Annotated in this window: 16 protein-coding genes; all 16 read right to left on the reverse strand. The window is 62.3% G+C overall.

What is annotated here, in order from left to right:
• Positions 1-129 precede the first annotated feature (129 nt).
• Positions 130-1,041 (reverse strand): UDP-3-O-acyl-N-acetylglucosamine deacetylase, encoded by a 912-nt coding sequence (gene lpxC, locus AC1RT4_RS27805; protein WP_007956752.1) that lies wholly within the window; start codon positions 1,039-1,041, stop codon positions 130-132.
• Between the two features lie 112 nt (positions 1,042-1,153).
• Positions 1,154-2,350 carry a cell division protein FtsZ gene (ftsZ, locus tag AC1RT4_RS27810; protein ID WP_025109282.1) on the reverse strand — a complete coding sequence of 399 codons (1,197 nt, stop codon included), beginning with the start codon at positions 2,348-2,350 and terminating at the stop codon, positions 1,154-1,156.
• A 67-nt stretch (positions 2,351-2,417) separates the two neighbouring features.
• A complete protein-coding gene (ftsA, locus tag AC1RT4_RS27815) occupies positions 2,418-3,677 on the reverse strand; it encodes a cell division protein FtsA (protein WP_127799830.1) in 1,260 nt (419 codons plus the stop codon).
• A gap of 15 nt (positions 3,678-3,692) precedes the next feature.
• Positions 3,693-4,559, reverse strand: a complete 867-nt coding sequence (locus AC1RT4_RS27820) for a cell division protein FtsQ/DivIB (RefSeq protein WP_007956757.1) — start codon at positions 4,557-4,559, stop codon at positions 3,693-3,695.
• A 4-nt stretch (positions 4,560-4,563) separates the two neighbouring features.
• The gene (locus tag AC1RT4_RS27825) at positions 4,564-5,538 is read right to left on the reverse strand and encodes a D-alanine--D-alanine ligase (RefSeq protein ID WP_493089311.1); all 975 of its coding nucleotides are present in this window, start codon (positions 5,536-5,538) and stop codon (positions 4,564-4,566) included.
• Positions 5,535-6,995: a UDP-N-acetylmuramate--L-alanine ligase gene (gene murC / locus AC1RT4_RS27830; protein WP_085606920.1), complete on the reverse strand. Its 1,461-nt coding sequence runs from the start codon at positions 6,993-6,995 to the stop codon at positions 5,535-5,537. Before murC ends, AC1RT4_RS27825 begins: the two co-directional genes overlap by 4 nt.
• Positions 6,988-8,058, reverse strand: a complete 1,071-nt coding sequence (murG, locus tag AC1RT4_RS27835; RefSeq protein ID WP_011335863.1) for an undecaprenyldiphospho-muramoylpentapeptide beta-N-acetylglucosaminyltransferase — start codon at positions 8,056-8,058, stop codon at positions 6,988-6,990. Before murG ends, murC begins: the two co-directional genes overlap by 8 nt.
• On the reverse strand, positions 8,048-9,265 hold the full coding sequence (gene ftsW, locus AC1RT4_RS27840; RefSeq protein ID WP_007956765.1) for a putative lipid II flippase FtsW: 1,218 nt from the start codon (positions 9,263-9,265) through the stop codon (positions 8,048-8,050). The genes murG and ftsW overlap by 11 nt, the downstream gene beginning before the upstream one ends.
• Positions 9,262-10,608, reverse strand: a complete 1,347-nt coding sequence (gene murD / locus AC1RT4_RS27845) for a UDP-N-acetylmuramoyl-L-alanine--D-glutamate ligase (RefSeq protein ID WP_493089316.1) — start codon at positions 10,606-10,608, stop codon at positions 9,262-9,264. The genes ftsW and murD overlap by 4 nt, the downstream gene beginning before the upstream one ends.
• Positions 10,609-10,613: 5 nt before the next feature.
• A complete protein-coding gene (gene mraY / locus AC1RT4_RS27850; protein ID WP_007956769.1) occupies positions 10,614-11,696 on the reverse strand; it encodes a phospho-N-acetylmuramoyl-pentapeptide-transferase in 1,083 nt (360 codons plus the stop codon).
• Positions 11,696-13,063, reverse strand: coding sequence for a UDP-N-acetylmuramoyl-tripeptide--D-alanyl-D-alanine ligase (locus AC1RT4_RS27855; RefSeq protein ID WP_493089318.1), 1,368 nt, complete (start codon positions 13,061-13,063; stop codon positions 11,696-11,698). The genes mraY and AC1RT4_RS27855 overlap by 1 nt, the downstream gene beginning before the upstream one ends.
• Positions 13,056-14,519, reverse strand: a complete 1,464-nt coding sequence (locus AC1RT4_RS27860; RefSeq protein WP_085684701.1) for a UDP-N-acetylmuramoyl-L-alanyl-D-glutamate--2,6-diaminopimelate ligase — start codon at positions 14,517-14,519, stop codon at positions 13,056-13,058. The genes AC1RT4_RS27855 and AC1RT4_RS27860 overlap by 8 nt, the downstream gene beginning before the upstream one ends.
• The gene (locus tag AC1RT4_RS27865; RefSeq protein ID WP_493089428.1) at positions 14,519-16,258 is read right to left on the reverse strand and encodes a peptidoglycan D,D-transpeptidase FtsI family protein; all 1,740 of its coding nucleotides are present in this window, start codon (positions 16,256-16,258) and stop codon (positions 14,519-14,521) included. Before AC1RT4_RS27865 ends, AC1RT4_RS27860 begins: the two co-directional genes overlap by 1 nt.
• A complete protein-coding gene (ftsL, locus tag AC1RT4_RS27870) occupies positions 16,258-16,551 on the reverse strand; it encodes a cell division protein FtsL (RefSeq protein ID WP_007956777.1) in 294 nt (97 codons plus the stop codon). The genes AC1RT4_RS27865 and ftsL overlap by 1 nt, the downstream gene beginning before the upstream one ends.
• Entirely contained in the window at positions 16,548-17,495 is a 948-nt protein-coding gene (rsmH, locus tag AC1RT4_RS27875; RefSeq protein WP_039766256.1) for a 16S rRNA (cytosine(1402)-N(4))-methyltransferase RsmH, read from the reverse strand. Before rsmH ends, ftsL begins: the two co-directional genes overlap by 4 nt.
• Positions 17,492-17,947 (reverse strand): division/cell wall cluster transcriptional repressor MraZ, encoded by a 456-nt coding sequence (gene mraZ / locus AC1RT4_RS27880; RefSeq protein WP_007917012.1) that lies wholly within the window; start codon positions 17,945-17,947, stop codon positions 17,492-17,494. The genes rsmH and mraZ overlap by 4 nt, the downstream gene beginning before the upstream one ends.
• Positions 17,948-17,975: the final 28 nt, after the last annotated feature.

The following is a 17,975-nucleotide window of genomic DNA, read 5'->3' on the forward strand; positions in this document are numbered from 1 at the left end:
TGTGTTTGCTCGCACGAACATCATCAATCAAATCGGCGTTCTTGTTTCTGTGTTTCCCGGGATTCCGTGAAGAACCATAAAAAAAGGCCACCCAAAGGTGGCCTTCAAAAAACTAGAGAGGTTTTTTACTTACACCGCCGCAACCGGGCGCATGTAAGAGATTGGTGCAGTGCTGGCGTCTTCGAACGTCACGACTTCCCAGGCATCTTTCTGCTCAATCAACTTGCGCAGCAGCTGGTTGTTCAGTGCGTGGCCGGACTTGAAGCCCTTGAACTCACCAATCAGGCTGTTGCCCAGCAGGTACAGGTCGCCAATCGCATCGAGGATCTTGTGCTTCACGAATTCGTCTTCATAGCGAAGGCCGTCTTCGTTCAGTACGCCATCGGCATCGACCACGATCGCGTTTTCAACGCTGCCGCCGAGTGCGAGGTTGTGCTTGCGCAGGTACTCGATGTCACTCATGAAACCGAAAGTACGGGCGCGGCTGACTTCTTTTACGAACGAAGTGCTGGAAAAATCCACGCTTGCACTTTGGGTGCGGTCCCGGAAAACCGGGTGATCGAAATCGATCTCGAAGCTCACCTTGAACCCTTCGAAAGGGACGAAAGTGGCGCGCTTGTCGCCGTCTTCCACTGTCACTTCACGCAGGATGCGGATGAATTTCTTGGCGGCGTCCTGTTCTTCCAGGCCAGCCGATTGAATCAGGAATACGAAAGGTCCTGCGCTGCCATCCATGATCGGGACTTCAGACGCGGAGAGCTCGACGTAGGCGTTATCGATGCCCAGGCCAGCCATGGCCGAGAGCAGGTGCTCCACCGTGTCTACCTTCACGTCACCGTTGACCAGCGTCGTCGACATGGTTGTCTCGCCGACGTTGGCCGCGCGAGCCGGTATCTCGACAACCGGATCGAGATCGGCACGACGAAAGACGATCCCGGTGTCGACAGGTGCAGGCTTGAGGGTCAGGTAAACCTTCTCCCCGGAGTGCAGACCTACACCGGTGGCACGGATAATATTTTTCAGTGTGCGTTGTTTAATCATGGCATGGGCCGCTTCAGCGCAAATTGCGAACTGGTATCAACAAAGGCTGGCGATGATAGCAGACCGAGCCTTTGCTGAACACCAATCACCTGAATACCCCTGATACATTTCATCAATCGGCCTGACGACGCAGGAAAGCCGGGATGTCCAGGTAGTCCAGGTCATCTTGCGGATTCATCTTCGCGGCAGTCGCAGCACCGGCCTGAGCCTGGTTGCGCATGACGGTCGGACGGTCCAGGTCACGGTAGTTCACCGCGGGCGCTTCCTGACGAGCGGGTGCCGGTTGCTGCACTTGAGCAGCCGCCATCGAGGTGTGAACGGTGTTGTCGATGACCTTCACAGGCTTCTCGATTTTCGCGCCCAGACCGGTGGCAACCACGGTCACGTGCAGTTCGTCGCGCATGTCCGGATCGATAACGGTACCGACCTTGACCATCGCGTGCTCGGAAGCGAAGGCTTCGATGATCGAACCCACGTCGGAGTACTCACCCAGGGACAGGTCAGGACCGGCAGTGATGTTCACCAGGATGCCGCGTGCGCCTTGCAGGTTCACGTCTTCCAGCAGCGGGTTGCGGATGGCCGCTTCGGTCGCTTCACGTGCACGGTTCGGACCGCTGGCGCAGCCAGTGCCCATCATTGCCATGCCCATTTCGCTCATCACGGTGCGTACGTCGGCGAAGTCGACGTTGATCATGCCCGGACGCTTGATGATGTCGGAGATACCGCGAACGGCACCGGCCAGTACATCGTCAGCCTTGGCGAAAGCCGACAGCAGGCTTGCGTCCTTGCCGAGGATGGTCAGCAGTTTTTCGTTCGGAATGGTGATCAGCGAGTCGACGCTTTCCGAGAGCATGCGGATGCCTTCGTCGGCGATCTGCATACGCTTGCGGCCTTCGAACGGGAACGGACGGGTCACGACCGCAACGGTCAGGATGCCCATTTCCTTGGCCACTTCGGCGATGATCGGCGCAGCACCGGTACCGGTACCGCCGCCCATGCCGGTGGTGATGAACACCATGTTGGTGCCGGCCAGCACTTCAGCGATGCGCTCGCGATCTTCCAGCGCAGCCTGACGGCCGACTTCCGGGTTGGCGCCGGCGCCCAGGCCTTTGGTCACGCCGGTGCCCAGTTGCAGAATGGTGCGCGCGCCGATGTTTTTCAGCGCTTGAGCATCGGTGTTGGCGCAGATGAATTCCACGCCTTCGATGTTGCTCTTGACCATGTGGTTGACAGCGTTGCCGCCGCCACCGCCAACACCGATAACTTTGATTACCGGGCTTGCGGGGATGTTGTCTACGAGTTCGAACATTTTCCCTCTCCTTACATTCTCTAGTTTTTTCGCCTACTGCTGTTTGTTGCGGTGCTGCGGTAAAGCGTTAGAAGTTGCCTTGAACCCACTTCTTCAAACGGTCCAGCAACGGCGCCTGCGGCTCATCGTTGCTGTAGCTGTCGCGGCTGCCGATGCCCGAGAACGAGATCCCGTCGGACTGCTTCTGCAGGCCGTACATCAACAAGCCAACGCCAGTGGAATAAATCGGGTTGCGTACCACGTCATCCAGACCTTTCACGCCATGCGGCACGCCCAGGCGGACCGGCATGTGGAAGATTTCTTCGGCAAGTTCCGTGGCGCCTTCCATCTTCGAGGTACCACCGGTCAGCACGATGCCGGCCGGGATCAGGTCTTCGTAGCCGCTGCGACGCAGCTCGGCCTGGATCAGGGTGAACAGTTCGTCGTAACGCGGCTCGACCACTTCGGCCAGGGCCTGGCGGGACAGTTCGCGCGGCGGACGGTCACCGACGCTCGGCACCTTGATGGTCTCGCCGGCACCGGCCAGTTTGGCCAGGGCGCAGGCGTAGCGGATCTTGATCTCTTCGGCGTACTGGGTCGGGGTGCGCAACGCCATGGCGATGTCGTTGGTCACCTGATCGCCCGCGATCGGGATCACCGCCGTGTGGCGGATAGCGCCTTCGGTGAAGATCGCGATGTCGGTGGTGCCGCCGCCGATGTCGACCAGGCACACGCCCAGCTCTTTTTCGTCGTCGGTCAGAACCGAGTAGGCCGAGGCCAGTTGCTCGAGAATGATGTCGTCGATTTCCAGACCGCAGCGACGCACGCATTTTTCAATGTTCTGTGCGGCGTTGACGGCGCAGGTGACCACGTGAACCTTGGCTTCCAGACGTACGCCGGACATGCCCAGCGGCTCGCGCACGCCTTCCTGGTTATCGATCACGTAATCCTGCGGCAGGGTGTGCAGCACACGCTGGTCGGCCGGGATCGCCACCGCCTGGGCGGCGTCGAGCACGCGCTCCAGGTCCGCCGCGCTGACTTCGCGATCACGGATCGCGACGATGCCGTGGGAGTTCAGGCTGCGGATGTGATTGCCCGCCACGCCGACGAACGCCGAGTGAATGCGGCAGCCCGCCATCAGTTGGGCTTCCTCGATCGCGCGCTGGATCGACTGCACAGTGGACTCGATGTTGACCACCACGCCTTTTTTCAGGCCGCGGGACGGATGAGTGCCGATCCCGACGATATCGAGCGTGCCGTCGTCCGCAACCTCGCCGACCAGCGCCACCACTTTGGAGGTGCCGATATCGAGACCGACGATCATTTTGCCGCTTTGCACGTTTGCCATGGGTCCTGCCTCTTCTTAATTCTTTGCGACAGCGGGTTGGGCTGTCGTCGGCGCTACTGGTTCCCGCCAGCCAACAGCGAGGCCGTTGGCATAGCGCAGATCGATGCGCGCAATGTTCGTAATCTGTTCTTTGAGCGTCTTGTCATAGATGGCAATGAAGCGGCGCATCTTTTCCACCAGGTTGCCGCGTCCCAGCAGCAGCTCGATCCCGGGGCCGGAACTGCCGGCACCGGTGGTCAGGAACCAGCTGCCACGTTCACGCAGTTCGAGCCGCGCAATCGAGAAGCCCAATGGCCGGAGCATCTGGCTCAGCACCTGGTATTGCTGCATCACTTGCTGCTGGGCCCGCTGCGGACCGAACAGCTGTGGCAAGTGTTCGTAGTTCGCCAGTTCCTTGGGCGTAAACGCCTGGCCCTGGTTGTTGAGCAACGACTCGTCGCCCCAGCGGGCCACCGGCAGTTGCTCTTCGAGGCGGATCACCACCTGGTCCGGCCACACCCGACGTACTTCGGCGTGGGCGATCCACGGCATCTGTTCCAGCTCGGTGCGCATGCTCGCCAGGTCGATGGTGAAGAAGCTCGACGCCACGTACGGGGCGATCCGCTGCTGCACCGCTTGCTGGCTGATGTAACTCAGGTCGCCCTGCACCGCGATCTTGGTGATCGGCCGGTCGGCGTACGGCAGCAAACGCTGTGCGCCTTCGTAAGTGCCGAACCCCAGGGCCACCAGCAGCACCGGCCAGAACAGACCTTTCAAAAAGCCGAAGTTGGCTTTTGGCAGGCGCGCGGACATCGGCTCTTTGGCCACCATTCGGCTGGCACCCCGCGGCACCGGCTTGCGGCCGGGTGCGGGTGGCTGATGTCTGAGCTGTGCGCCTTGCATGGTCTTAACCTCGCGCCTCTTTCTTGCCGTCGGCATCGACACTGGCGGCCAGAATGGCCAGGACCAGTTGCTGGAAATCCAGACCGGCTGCTTTCGCCGCCATCGGTACCAGGCTGTGATCGGTCATGCCGGGAGCGGTGTTGACTTCCAGGAACCAGAATTTGCCGTCGGCGTCCTGCATCACGTCCGCCCTGCCCCAACCACCAATACCCAGCGCCTCGCAGGCTTGCGCCGTGAGGTCCATGAGTTCTTTTTCCTTGGCGGTATCGAGCCCGCACGGAATCCGATACTGGGTATCGTTGGCGATGTACTTGGCGTCGTAGTCGTAGAACGTGTGTGGCGTGCCCAGGGCGATAGGAGGCAACACCTGGTCACGCAGGGTGGCGATGGTGAACTCCGGACCGTGGATCCATTGCTCGACCAACACTTGCGAATCGTAGGTACTGGCCGCTTTCCATGCGTCGATCAACTCGGACGCAGAACTCACTTTGGCCATCCCGATACTTGAACCTTCATGCGCCGGTTTGACGATCAAAGGGAAGCCCAGTTCCGTCGCAGCCGAAATACAATCGGCCTCGCTGCGCAGCACGGCGTGACGCGGCGTCGGAATCCCGAGCGTGTGCCAGACCTGCTTGGTGCGCAGTTTGTCCATCGCCAGTGCCGAAGCCAGGATGCCGCTGCCGGTGTACGGAATGCCGGCCACTTCGAGCAGGCCCTGCATGCTGCCGTCTTCACCGCCACGACCGTGGAGGATGATGAACGCGCGGTCGATCTTTTCGCTCAGCAGGCGCTGCAGAATATCGGCGCCGACGTCGATGCCGAACGCGTCCACACCCGCGCTTTGCAGCGCAGTGAGCACGGCGTTGCCTGACTTCAGCGAAACTTCACGCTCGGCACTCAGACCACCGAACAGCACGGCCACACGGCCGAAATCCTTCGGGGCGATGGTGGAGAACAGATTGGCGTAGGCAGCAGTCATTTCAACTTCCCCTCGACCGATGCCGCCACGGCACCGGCGAACAACTCGCTTTTCAACAGTTTCGGTGCGAGACCGCCGATATCACCGGCGCCCTGGCACAGCAGAATGTCGCCGGCACGCAGCAGCGGCTTGACCACCGGCGCCAGGTCGACGCCGCGCTCGATGTAGATCGGGTCGAGCTGACCGCGCTGACGGATGCTGTTGCACAGTTTGCGGCTGTCGGCACCCGGGATCGGCTCTTCGCCGGCCGGATAGACCTCCATCAGCAGCAGCACGTTGGCGTCGGCCAGTACATTGACGAAATCGTCGTACAGGTCGCGGGTGCGGCTGTAGCGGTGCGGCTGGTAGACCATCACCAGACGGCGCTCAGGCCAGCCACCGCGCACGGCTTTGATCACGGCTGCGACTTCGGTCGGGTGGTGACCGTAGTCGTCGACCAGCATCACGCTGCCGCCGTCCACCGGCAGTTCGCCATAGACCTGGAAGCGTCGGCCGACACCCTGGAACCCGGAAAGGCCCTGGACGATGGCTTCATCGCTGACGCCTTCGTCGGTGGCGATGCAGATGGTTGCCAGCGCGTTGAGCACGTTGTGGTTGCCCGGCATGTTCACGGACACATCCAATGGCTCACGCTCGGGACGCAGCACGGTGAAGAAGGTCTGCATGCCTTGCTGGCGAACATTGATCGCACGCACGTCGGCTTCTTCGCTGAAGCCATAGGTGACGACCGGACGTTTGACCTGCGGCAGGATTTCACGCACTACCGGGTCGTCCAGGCACACCACTGCCAGACCGTAGAACGGCAGGTTGTGCAGGAACTCGACGAAGGTTTTCTTCAGTTTGTTGAAGTCGCCGTCGTAGGTCGCCATGTGGTCGGCGTCGATGTTGGTGACCACGGCCACCAGCGGTTGCAGGTGCAGGAAGCTTGCGTCGCTTTCATCGGCTTCGGCGATCAGGTAACGGCTGGTGCCGAGCTGGGCATTGGTGCCCGCGGCATTCAGACGGCCACCGATGACGAAGGTCGGATCCAGGCCACCGGCCGCGAACACCGAAGCGATCAGGCTGGTGGTGGTGGTCTTGCCGTGGGTACCGGCAACGGCGATGCCGTGGCGGTAGCGCATCAGTTCGGCGAGCATTTCGGCACGCGGCACCACCGGGATGCGGCGTTCCAGCGCGGTCGCCACTTCCGGATTGGAAGTATTGACGGCGCTCGACACCACCAGCACATCGGCGGCAGCGGCGTTTTCGGCACGGTGGCCGATGAAGATCTGTGCACCGAAGGATTCCAGGCGCTCGGTCACCGGCGAAGCTTTCAGGTCCGAACCGGACACTTCATAGCCCAGGTTCAGCAGCACTTCGGCGATGCCGCACATGCCCACGCCGCCGATCCCGACGAAGTGGATGCGACGGATGCGGCGCATTTCCGGTTGCGGCATGGCTTTCTGATTCTCAACCATGGGCCACCTCCAGACAGGTATCGACCACGCTTCGGGTGGCTTCGGGTTTCGCCAGACGGCGGGCCGCTTGGGCCATTTGTTCGAGTCGTTGCGGTTGCATCAAGACCTCTGTCAGGCGCGCGGCAAGGTCCGCGGCGCCAGTCGTTCTTTGCGGCATCAGGAAGGCAGCGCCTTCGCGGGCCAAATAATCGGCGTTGCGGGTCTGGTGATCGTCGATCGCGTGGGGCAAGGGCACCAGCATCGAGGGCAGACCGGCGGCGGCCAGTTCGCTGATGGTCAATGCGCCGGCGCGGCACACCACCAGGTCAGCCCAGCCATAGGCCTGGGCCATGTCTTTGATGAACGGCTGCACCTGCGCATCCACGCCGGCGGCGCGGTAGCGCTCTGCAGTCACTTCATCGTGGTTTCTGCCAGCCTGATGGAACACTTCCGGACGCAAGTCGGCAGCGACTTGTGCCAGGGCTTCAGGCAGCAACTTGTTCAACGGCTCTGCGCCCAGGCTTCCGCCCAGGATCAGCAAACGCGCCTTGCGTCCAGCCAGGGCCGGGCGCGGTGTTTCGAGGAACAGCTCGCTGCGCACCGGGTTACCGGTGGTACGGCGGCTGTCCGACAGGGTAAAGGTGTCGGGGAAGGCTTCACACACCCGGGCGGCGAACGGCACCAGCAACCGATTGGCGGTGCCGGCCACGGCGTTCTGCTCATGAACGATCACCGGCACGCCGGCCAGTTTGGCGGCAAGACCACCGGGACCGGTCACATAGCCGCCGAATCCGACCACGCACACCGGACGCAAGCGGCGAATGATCGCCCGCGCCTGCCACACCGATTTCAGCAGCATGAACGGTGCCTTGAGCAGCGACAGCTTGCCCTTGCCACGCAGGCCAGTGGCGTTGATGCGGTGCAACTCAAGACCCGCCGCCGGCACCAGATCGTTTTCGATCCCGCGCGGTGTGCCGAGCCAGTGCACGGTGTAGCCGCGCGCCTGGAATTCGCGGGCACAGGCCAGCGCCGGGAACACGTGGCCACCGGTACCGCCGGCCATGATCAATACGTTAGCGCCCATGGTTCGGCTCCTCGGCGAAGTCGCTCTCATGGAATTCCATCTCTTCACTGCCCAGGTGGGTCCGGCTCTCCCACTCGATCCTCAGCAACAGGCCAAGGCAGGCGCAGCAGATCACCAGGGAACTGCCGCCATAACTGAGGAACGGCAAGGTCAGGCCCTTGGTCGGCAACAGGCCGACGTTCACGCCGATGTTGATCAGGAACTGGCCGATCCACAGGAACGACAGGCCGTAGGCAACATAAGCGGCAAAAAACTGTTTGGCTTTCTCGGCCCACAGACCGATGTACATCCCGCGAATACACACGAACACGAACAGCGCCACGGTGCACAGCGAACCCACGGCGCCGAGTTCTTCTGCCAGGACCGAGAACACGAAGTCGGTGTGCGCTTCCGGCAGGTAGAACTGCTTCTGCACGCTGTTACCCAGGCCAACGCCCAGCCATTCACCGCGACCGAACGCGATCAAGGCTTGCGACAATTGATAACCGGCGCCGAACTGGTCGGCCCACGGGTCGGCGAAGTTGGTCAGACGCGCCATCCGGTACGGCTGCATCTGAATCAGCAACACCACCGCACCGACGGCCAGCACCACCATCAGCGAAAAGCGGAACAGCCCGACTCCGCCGAGGAACAGCATCGCCGCCGCCGCGCCCATCATCACGACGGTGGCACCGAAGTCCGGCTCCATCAGCAGCAGGCCTGCCATCGGCAGCAGCACGATGAACGGCTTGAAGAAGCCCATCCAGCTCTCGCGCACTTCTTTCTGACGACGCACCAGATAACCGGCGAGGTAGATCACCACGAACACCTTGGCGATCTCGGACGGCTGAACGTTGAAGAAGCTGAAACCGATCCAGCGCATCGAGCCGTTCACCTCACGGCCGATCCCCGGGATGATCACCATCACCAGCAGACCGAACGCGCCGATCAGCATCAGCCAGCCCAGCCGCTGCCAGGTGGCGATCGGGATCATCATGGTGACGACACACGCGCCCAGGCCCAGCACCACGTAGATCAGGTGACGGGTCATGTAATACAGAGCACTGCCCGACTGCGCCGCGCCGACTTCTGTCGATGCCGAGGCGATCATGATCAGGCCCAGGCCGAGCAGCGCCAGGCAACCGGCGAGCATCGGGAAGTCGAGGTCGATCCCGCGTCCGGTGATCAGCGGCGACGGGTATGGCTTGATGATGTTTCTCAAGCTCATGCCAGATCCTCCACGGCGCGGACGAACTGGTGACCACGGTCTTCGTAGTTCTTGAACATGTCGAAACTGGCGCAGGCTGGCGACAGCAGCACCACGTCACCCGGCTGGGCGACGGCGCGGCACTGGGCGACCGCGTCGACCAGCGTGGTCGCGCGAATCAGCGGCACGGCATCGCCGATCGCTTCGCCAATCTTGTCGGAGTCGCGGCCCATCAGAATCACGGCGCGGCAATGGGCCGCCACCGGATCGCGCAGGTCCTTGAATTCGGCACCCTTGCCGTCGCCACCGGCGATCAGCACGACCTTGCCGTCGATGTCCGCGCCCAGGCCTTCGATGGCCGCCAGTGCGGCGCCAACGTTGGTGGCTTTGGAATCGTTGTAGTAACCGACGCCGTCCAGATCACGTACCCACTGGCAACGGTGTTCGAGACCGGCGAAGGTGCGCAGCGCTGCCAGCATGGCGTCGAACGGCAGCCCGACCGCGTGGCCGAGCGCCAGCGCCGCCAGGGCGTTGGACTGGTTATGGGCGCCGCGAATCTTCAATTCGCGCACCGGCATCAGGTTCTGGAATTCGAAAGCCAGGTATTTCTCGCCATTCTCTTCGCGCAGGCCGAATGCCTTGAAATCGGGTTTGGTCAGACCGAAGGTCCAGCACGGCTGGCCCTCGCCCATCAGCGGACGGGTCAAGGCGTCCTGACGGTTGACCACAAACTGCTTGGCGCCACGGAAGATCCGGTGCTTGGCCAGGTGATAGGCCGGCAGACCGCTGTAGCGGTCCATGTGGTCTTCGCTGATGTTGAGCACGGTCGCCACTTCGGCGTTGAGCTGGTCGGTGGTTTCCAGCTGGAAACTCGACAGCTCCATCACGTACAGCTCGACGTCATCGCGGAGCAGATCCAGCGCCGGCGTACCGAGGTTGCCGCCCACGGCCACGCGCTTGCCGGCCGCAGCCGCCATCTCGCCGACCAGGGTGGTGACGGTGCTTTTCGCGTTGGAACCGCTGATGGCCACGATCGGCGCCTTCGCGTTACGCGCGAACAGCTCGATGTCGCCGGACAGCTTCACGCCACGGGCCGCGGCGGCTTGCAGGGCCGGGGTCGCCAGTGCCAGGCCGGGGCTCACGTAGAGCTCGTCGGCACGGCACAGGAACTCGACGTCCAGCTCGCCACAACGCACTTCCACGTGCGGATAGTCACGCTGGAGCGTGGCCAGTTCCGGTGGATTTTCCCGCGTGTCCGCCACGGCAAACGCCACGCCCCGGTTCGCCAGGAAGCGAACCAGGGACATGCCGCTCTTGCCGAGGCCGACAACGATGCGGAAGTGGTCAGAAGCGATCAGAGACACTCGTTCTACCTCAGCTTCAGGGTGGCAAGGCCGATCAGCACGAGAATCACGGTGATGATCCAGAAACGGACGATCACGCGCGGCTCGGGCCAGCCCTTGAGTTCAAAGTGGTGGTGAATCGGCGCCATGCGGAACACACGGCGACCGGTCAGCTTAAAGGACGCAACCTGAATGACGACTGACAGGGTTTCCATCACGAACACGCCGCCCATGATGAACAGAACGATTTCCTGACGGACGATCACCGCGATCGTGCCCAGGGCCGCGCCCAGCGCCAGTGCGCCGACGTCACCCATGAAGACTTGCGCCGGGTAGGTGTTGAACCACAGGAAGCCCAGGCCGGCACCGATCAATGCGCCGCAGAACACGATCAGCTCGCCTGCGCCCGGTACGTAAGGGATCAGCAGGTATTCAGCGAATTTCACGTTACCCGACAGGTAGCAGAAAATGCCCAGGCCACCGCCGACCATCACCGTTGGCATGATCGCCAGACCGTCGAGGCCGTCGGTCAGGTTGACCGCGTTGCTCGAACCGACGATCACGAAGTACGTCAGCACGATGAAGCCAGCGCCCAGCGGAATGCTGTAGTCCTTGAGCATCGGCAGGATCAGGGTGGTTTCCACCGGAGTGCTGGCAGTCATATAAAGGAAGATCGCCGCACCGAGGCCGAACACCGACTGCCAGAAATATTTCCAGCGGCTTGGCAGACCACGGGAGTTCTTCTCGATCACCTTGCGGTAGTCGTCGACCCAGCCGATGGCGCCGAACAGCAGGGTCACCAGCAACACGACCCACACATAACGGTTGCTCAGGTCAGCCCACAGCAAAGTGCTGACGCCGATCGAAGACAGAATCAGCGCGCCACCCATGGTCGGCGTACCGGATTTGGACAGGTGCGATTGCGGGCCGTCGTTACGAACGGACTGACCGATCTGACGGTTCTGCAGGGTGCGGATCATCCACGGGCCGTAGCACAGCGACAGGACCAGCGCGGTCAGCACACCGAGGATCCCGCGCAGGGTCAGGTACTGGAAGACCGCGAAGCCTTTGTAGAACTGTTGCAGATACTCCGCTAGCAGCAGCAGCATTAATGTTTCTCCAGACTGGACCCGCACAGGGCCGCAACGATGTTTTCCATCGCTGCGCTGCGCGAACCCTTGATCAAAATGGTGGTGTTTGTGTCCTGCTCGGCGCCGAGGGCCTGGATCAGTTCGGCTTGTGTGCCGAAGTGATGCGCCTCGTTACCGAATGCGTTCACGGCGTGGACCATGTTCGGCCCGACGGCGTAAAGCGCGGAAACCTTGCCCCGGGCGTATTCGCCCACGTCGCGGTGCCCCTGCTCCGCCCAGTCGCCCAACTCGCCGATATCCCCGAGCACCAGGACGGTGCGGCCGGAAAAGCCGGCGAGTATATCAACGGCCGCGCACATCGAGGTGGGGTTCGCGTTGTAAGTGTCATCGATCACGCGCATGCCGTTTTTCGCCAGTTGCGCGACGGTGCGACCCTTGACCGGTTGTACCGCGCCAAGCCCGGTGGCGATGCCGAACAGAGACACGCCCAAAGCGTGAGCGGCAGCGGCGGCGGCCATGGCGTTGGCGACGTTGTGGGTGCCGAGCAGGTTCAGTTGAACCCGTTCCACACCTTCAGGACTGTGCAGGTTGAACGCCGGGCAGCCACGGGCATCGGTGGCCAGGTCGCTGGCGTAAAAATCCGCCTGAGTGTTGCTCAGGGAAAACGTCAGCACCTTGCGCGCGCCGGCGCGGGTCTTCCAGATGCCAAACGCCTTGTCATCGAGGTTCAGCACGGCGACGCCGTCGGCCGCCAGCCCTTCGATGATTTCGCCCTTGGCTTCGACAATTTTCTCTGGCCCGCCGAACTCACCGACGTGGGCGGTCCCGGCGTTGTTGAGGATCGCCACGTGCGGCTTGGTCAAACCTACGGTGTAAGCGATTTCACCCAGACGCGAGGCACCCAGTTCGATCACTGCCGCGCTGTGTTCCGGGGCGAGTTCGAGCAGGGTCAGCGGTACGCCGAGGTCGTTGTTCAGGTTGCCACGGGTCGCGTGCACCGAGCCGCGCGTGCGCAGGATGCTCGCGAGCATTTCCTTGACCGTGGTCTTGCCGCTGGAACCGGTAACGGCCGCGACCGGTTTGGTGAATGCGGCACGGTTCAAGGCACCCAACTGGCCGAGGGCCTGGCGGGTGTCCTTGACCAGCAATTGCGGCAGCGTGCTGTCGGCGACTTCGCGCTCGACCAATGCCGCAACGGCGCCTTTGGCGGCGACTTCATTCAGATAGTCATGACCGTCGAAACGCGGGCCGGTCAGGGCAATAAACAGTTGGCCAGCCTTGATCGCGCGGCTGTCGATGCTCACGCCGTCAAAACTGGCGTCGGTGCTGATCAGACGGGCATCGAGCGCGTTGGTCAGTTCGCTGAGTTTCAGGGCCTTAAGCATGGGCCACCTCCCACGCGGTCAGGGCGTGATCCGCCTCGACCAGATCAGAGAATGCGTGACGCTCGCCGTTGATTTCCTGATAGTCCTCGTGACCTTTGCCGGCCAGAACGATCACGTCATCCGCCGAAGCGCCGGCAATCAATTGCGCGATGGCCTGGCCACGACCGGCCACGAACGTCACTTTGTCCACAGCCGTGAAACCGGCGCGGATGTCATCGAAAATCACCGCCGGGTCTTCGGTGCGCGGATTGTCGTCAGTGACCAGCACACGGTCGGCCAGACGCTCGACCACTTCGGCCATCAGCGGACGTTTGCCGCGATCGCGATCACCGCCGCAGCCGAACAGGCACAGCAGTTGACCTTTGACGTGCGGGCGTAACGCGGTCAGTACTTTTTCCAGCGCGTCCGGGGTGTGGGCGTAATCGACCACCACCAGCGGCTGGGTGCCACCGCCGAGACGCTGCATGCGTCCGGCCGGGCCTTCGAGCTTCGGCAACACCTTGAGAATTTCGTCGAGCGCGTAGTCGAGACCGAGCAAGGCGCCGACGGCGGCCAGTACGTTGCTCAGGTTGAAACGACCGAGCAGCGTGCTGCGCAGATGGTGCTCGCCCTGCGGCGTGACCAGCGTGGCGCGCACGCCATGGTCGTCGAACTGCGCTTCACGCACATAGAGATAGGCGCTGCTGTCGAGCAGGCTGTAAGTGATCAGCCGCGACTCGCGTTTTTCAGCGGCAAGCTGCCGGCCGAAATCGTCGTCGAGGTTGACCACGCGGCACTTCAGGTCATTCCAGGCGAACAGCCGGGCCTTGGCCTCGGCGTAAGCTTCCATGGTGCCGTGGTAATCGAGGTGATCGCGGGACAGGTTGGTCATCACCGCCACATCGAATGCCAGCGCGGTAACCCGGCCCTGATCCAGACCGTGGGACGAGACTTCCATGGCCACGGCTTTGGCGCCGGCCTTTTTCAGGTCGCCCAGGGTCGCTTGCATGGCAATCGGATTCGGCGTGGTGTGCAGGCCGCTTTGCAGCGCGCCATGGAAACCGGAGCCGAGGGTGCCGACGATGCCGCAATGCTGACCTAGCAGGTCCAGCGCCTGCGCCACCAGTTGGGTCACGCTGGTCTTGCCGTTGGTGCCGGTCACGCCGATCAGGTTCAGGTGATGACTCGGCTCACCGTAAAAACGCCCGGCGATGTCCGACAACTGCGCCGCCAGGCCCTTGACCGGAATCAGCGGCACTTCGGTGATCGGCAGCACGGTGGCGCCTTCCACTTCATAGGCCACGGCAGCAGCACCGCGCTGCAAGGCGTCAGCAATGTGCGCACGCCCGTCGAACTTGCCGCCCGGCACCGCGAGGAACAGGTCACCCGCGCGTACGTTGCGACTGTCGAGCGCCAGTTCACGGATCAACAGATCGTGGCCGGCGTGGGGGAAAATCTTGTTCAGACTCAGAGACATCAGCCGCGCCCTCCATTGGCTTTCAGCGGAACGGCCGGGGTGGCGTTGGCCTGTTGTGTGGTCGGCAGGTTGTCCGGGGTGACGTTCATCAGGCGCAGGGTGCCCGACATCACACGGCTGAACACCGGCGCCGAGACCAGACCACCGAAGTAACCGGCCTTGGTCGGTTCATCGATCACCACGACGATTGCATAACGTGGATCGCTCATCGGGCCGAAACCGGCGAACAGCGAGCGGTAAGAGTTTTCGGCGTAGCCCTTGGTGCCGACCGACGTTTTACGCGCGGTACCGGACTTGCCGCCCACGTGATACGCCGGCACCTGCGCACGGAACACGCCGCGCGGGGCTTCGATCACTTGTTGCAGCATGCCTTGCATGGTTTTGGCGACGGCTTCCGGCAGCACCTGGGTGGTCTGCGGCGCCTTGTCGGTTTTGATCAGGGTCAGCGGTGCGAGGCGACCGTTGTTGGCCAGCGCCGAGAACGCGTGCACCAGCTGGATCGCGGTCACCGAAATACCGTAGCCGTACGACAGCGTTGCGGTCTCGGCCTTGCGCCACTCGCGGTAGTTCGGCAGGTTGCCGACACGCTCGCCCGGGAAGCCGAGACCGGTGTCCTGGCCGAGGCCGACTTTCTGTGCGAGGCGGAAAATGGTTTCGCCGCCAATGTCGAACGCGACCTTACTCATGCCGACGTTACTGGAATTGATCAGAATGCCGGTCAGGTCGAGTACCGGACCTTCGGTCTTCGATACGTCCTTGATCGTGTATTTGCCGATCTGCAGGGAGCCCGGATACACCTCGACGGTGTCGCTCGGCTTCCAGCGGCCGGTTTCGATCGCGGCGCTCATCGAGATCGCCTTCATGGTCGAACCGGGTTCGAACACGTCGATCATCGCGCGGTTACGCATCATCGCCGGTTGCAGGTTGCGACGGTTGTTCGGGTTGTAGGTCGGCTGGTTGACCATCGCGAGAATCTCGCCGGTCTTCACGTCCATGATCACCAGACTGCCGGCCTTGGCGCCGTTCTCGATGATCGCGTTGCGCAGTTCGCGGTTGGCCAGATATTGCAGCCGCAGGTCAATCGACAACGCCAAGGGCTTGCCGGCCTTGGCGTTTTTGGTGACCTGGACATCCTTGATCAGCCGTCCGCGCCGATCCTTGATGACTTGCCGCTTGCCGGGCACGCCGGCCAGCCATTCATCGTAGGCCAGTTCGACGCCTTCACGACCGTGGTCATCGATGTCGGTGAACCCGACCATGTGCGCCGTCACTTCACCGGCCGGATAGAACCGGCGGAATTCTTCGATGCCGTAGACGCCCGGCACTTTCAGGTCGAGCACGGCCTGGCCCTGCTCGGGGGTCAACCCGCGCACCAGATAAATGAACTCTTTGTTGGCCTGGGCTTCGAGACGTTCGGCCAGGGCTTTCGGATCCTGCCCCAGCGCGGCGGCCAGTGCCGGCCACTTCTCTTTGGCGGCCTGCATTTCCTTGGCGTTCGCCCACAGCGTGGTGACCGGGGTACTCACGGCCAGAGGCTCGCCGTTACGGTCGGTGATCAGACCACGGTGAGCCGGAATCGGAATATGCCGAAGACTGCGCGCGTCGCCCTGGCCTTTGAGGAAGTCACGGTCAACCACTTGCAGGTCGATGATGCGCCAGCAGATCGCCGCGACCATCACGCCGAGCAGTGCCACCATCAGACGGAAACGCCACGGGAAGAGAGCCCCTTCGAGTTTCATCATGGCGCCACCATCTTCACGTCAGCCGCGCCAGGGATGTGCATCTTCAGCTGTTCGGTGGCCAGCACTTCGATCCGGCTGTGAGCGGTCCAGGTGCTTTGCTCCAGGATCAGACGCCCCCACTCGGCCTGCGCCTTGTCGCGCACGCTCAATTCGTTGTAAAGGGTGTTGAGCAACTGCCGGTTCCAGTGGGCGCTGTAAGACACGCCGATGGCCGACACGAGCACGCCGATGAACAACAGCAGCATGAAAAAGCTGCCGCCGGGCAGTGGCTTGGCGAAAAGCTTGCTCACCGCAGCTTCTCCGCCACGCGCATGACGGCGCTACGGGAACGTGGGTTGGCTTTGAGTTCGGCGTCGGAGGCCGTCTGCGCTTTGCCATGGACTTTGATTTTCGGTTCGAATGCAACGTGGCGAACCGGCAGGTTGCGCGGCAGGTTGTCGGCTTCGCCTTTCACCAGCTTGCGCATGAACAGTTTGACGATACGGTCTTCCAGCGAGTGGAAGCTGATCACGACCAGACGACCGCCCACTTCCAGGCATTCGAGCGCGGCTTCAAGACCCGCTTCCAGATCGCCCAGTTCGTTGTTGACGTGAATGCGCAGGCCCTGGAAAGCACGGGTTGCCGGGTTCTTGCCCTTTTCCCACGCCGGGTTGGCGACTTTCAGGACTTCGGCCAGATCGGCGGTGCGCTCGAACGGCGTGATGTCACGGCGCTCGGCCACGGCACGGGCCATGCGACCGGAGAAACGTTCTTCGCCGTATTCCTTGAAAACACGGGCGATTTCTTCCACCGGCGCGGTGTTGACGAACTCGGCGGCGCTGATGCCACGGGACGGATCCATGCGCATGTCCAGCGGGCCGTCGTTGAGGAAGCTGAAGCCACGTTCGGCGTCATCGAGCTGCGGCGAAGACACGCCCAGATCCAGCAGAATGCCGCTGACCTTGCCGGCCAGACCCTGTTCGGCAACCACCGAGCCGAGCTCGGCAAAGCTGCGCTGCACAACGACAAAGCGGCCGTCTTCGGCCGCTAGCGTTTGCCCGGTGGCAATCGCTTGAGGATCCTTGTCGAATCCGATGAGCCGACCATCCGGCCCGAGCTTGCTCAGGATCAACCGGCTGTGCCCGCCGCGCCCGAACGTGCCGTCCAGATAGCAGCCATCAGGACGTACGGCGAGAGCCTCGACGGCTTCGTCAAGCAGTACGGTGATGTGGTTAAAGCCGCTATCAATAGTCACAGGATCAGATCACGCAGTTCGTCAGGCATGGCGCCCGGTTGTTGTATGGCAGCCAGGTCAGCGGCAGAAACCGCATTCCAGGCATCTTCGTCCCACAGTTGGAACTTGTTCAGTTGGCCCACCAGCATCGCGCGCTTGTCGAGCTTCGCGTATTCGCGCAGGCGCGGCGGCACCAGAAAACGACCACTGCCGTCGAGCTCGAGGTCAACGGCATTACCAATCAATAAACGCTGCAGACGACGGTTCTCTTCGCGAAGCGAAGGAAGCGCGCGCAACTTGGTTTCAATAATTTCCCACTCATCGAGCGGGTAGACACACAAACATGGATCAACGGCATCAATGGTCACGATCAATTGGCCGGAACTGCGCGAATCGAGCTCGTCACGGTACCGGCTCGGCATGGCGAGACGGCCCTTTGCGTCGAGACTGATAGCGTTAGCTCCGCGAAACACGTCTGCGTTTCTCCAATTTTTATCGTTT

The sequence above is a fragment of the Pseudomonas sp. GW821-FHT11D10 genome (genome assembly GCF_058808435.1).

What these genes read in the sequence shown, in the direction of transcription:
- lpxC (WP_007956752.1), bottom strand. Translation starts at nt 1,041, where the DNA reads ATGATTAAACAACGCACACTGAAAAATATTATCCGTGCCACCGGTGTA.
- ftsZ (WP_025109282.1), bottom strand. Translation starts at nt 2,350, where the DNA reads ATGTTCGAACTCGTAGACAACATCCCCGCAAGCCCGGTAATCAAAGTT.
- ftsA (WP_127799830.1), bottom strand. Translation starts at nt 3,677, where the DNA reads ATGGCAAACGTGCAAAGCGGCAAAATGATCGTCGGTCTCGATATCGGC.
- AC1RT4_RS27820 (WP_007956757.1), bottom strand. Translation starts at nt 4,559, where the DNA reads ATGCAAGGCGCACAGCTCAGACATCAGCCACCCGCACCCGGCCGCAAG.
- AC1RT4_RS27825 (WP_493089311.1), bottom strand. Translation starts at nt 5,538, where the DNA reads ATGACTGCTGCCTACGCCAATCTGTTCTCCACCATCGCCCCGAAGGAT.
- murC (WP_085606920.1), bottom strand. Translation starts at nt 6,995, where the DNA reads ATGGTTGAGAATCAGAAAGCCATGCCGCAACCGGAAATGCGCCGCATC.
- murG (WP_011335863.1), bottom strand. Translation starts at nt 8,058, where the DNA reads ATGGGCGCTAACGTATTGATCATGGCCGGCGGTACCGGTGGCCACGTG.
- ftsW (WP_007956765.1), bottom strand. Translation starts at nt 9,265, where the DNA reads ATGAGCTTGAGAAACATCATCAAGCCATACCCGTCGCCGCTGATCACC.
- mraY (WP_007956769.1), bottom strand. Translation starts at nt 11,696, where the DNA reads ATGCTGCTGCTGCTAGCGGAGTATCTGCAACAGTTCTACAAAGGCTTC.
- AC1RT4_RS27855 (WP_493089318.1), bottom strand. Translation starts at nt 13,063, where the DNA reads ATGCTTAAGGCCCTGAAACTCAGCGAACTGACCAACGCGCTCGATGCC.
- AC1RT4_RS27860 (WP_085684701.1), bottom strand. Translation starts at nt 14,519, where the DNA reads ATGTCTCTGAGTCTGAACAAGATTTTCCCCCACGCCGGCCACGATCTG.
- AC1RT4_RS27865 (WP_493089428.1), bottom strand. Translation starts at nt 16,258, where the DNA reads ATGAAACTCGAAGGGGCTCTCTTCCCGTGGCGTTTCCGTCTGATGGTG.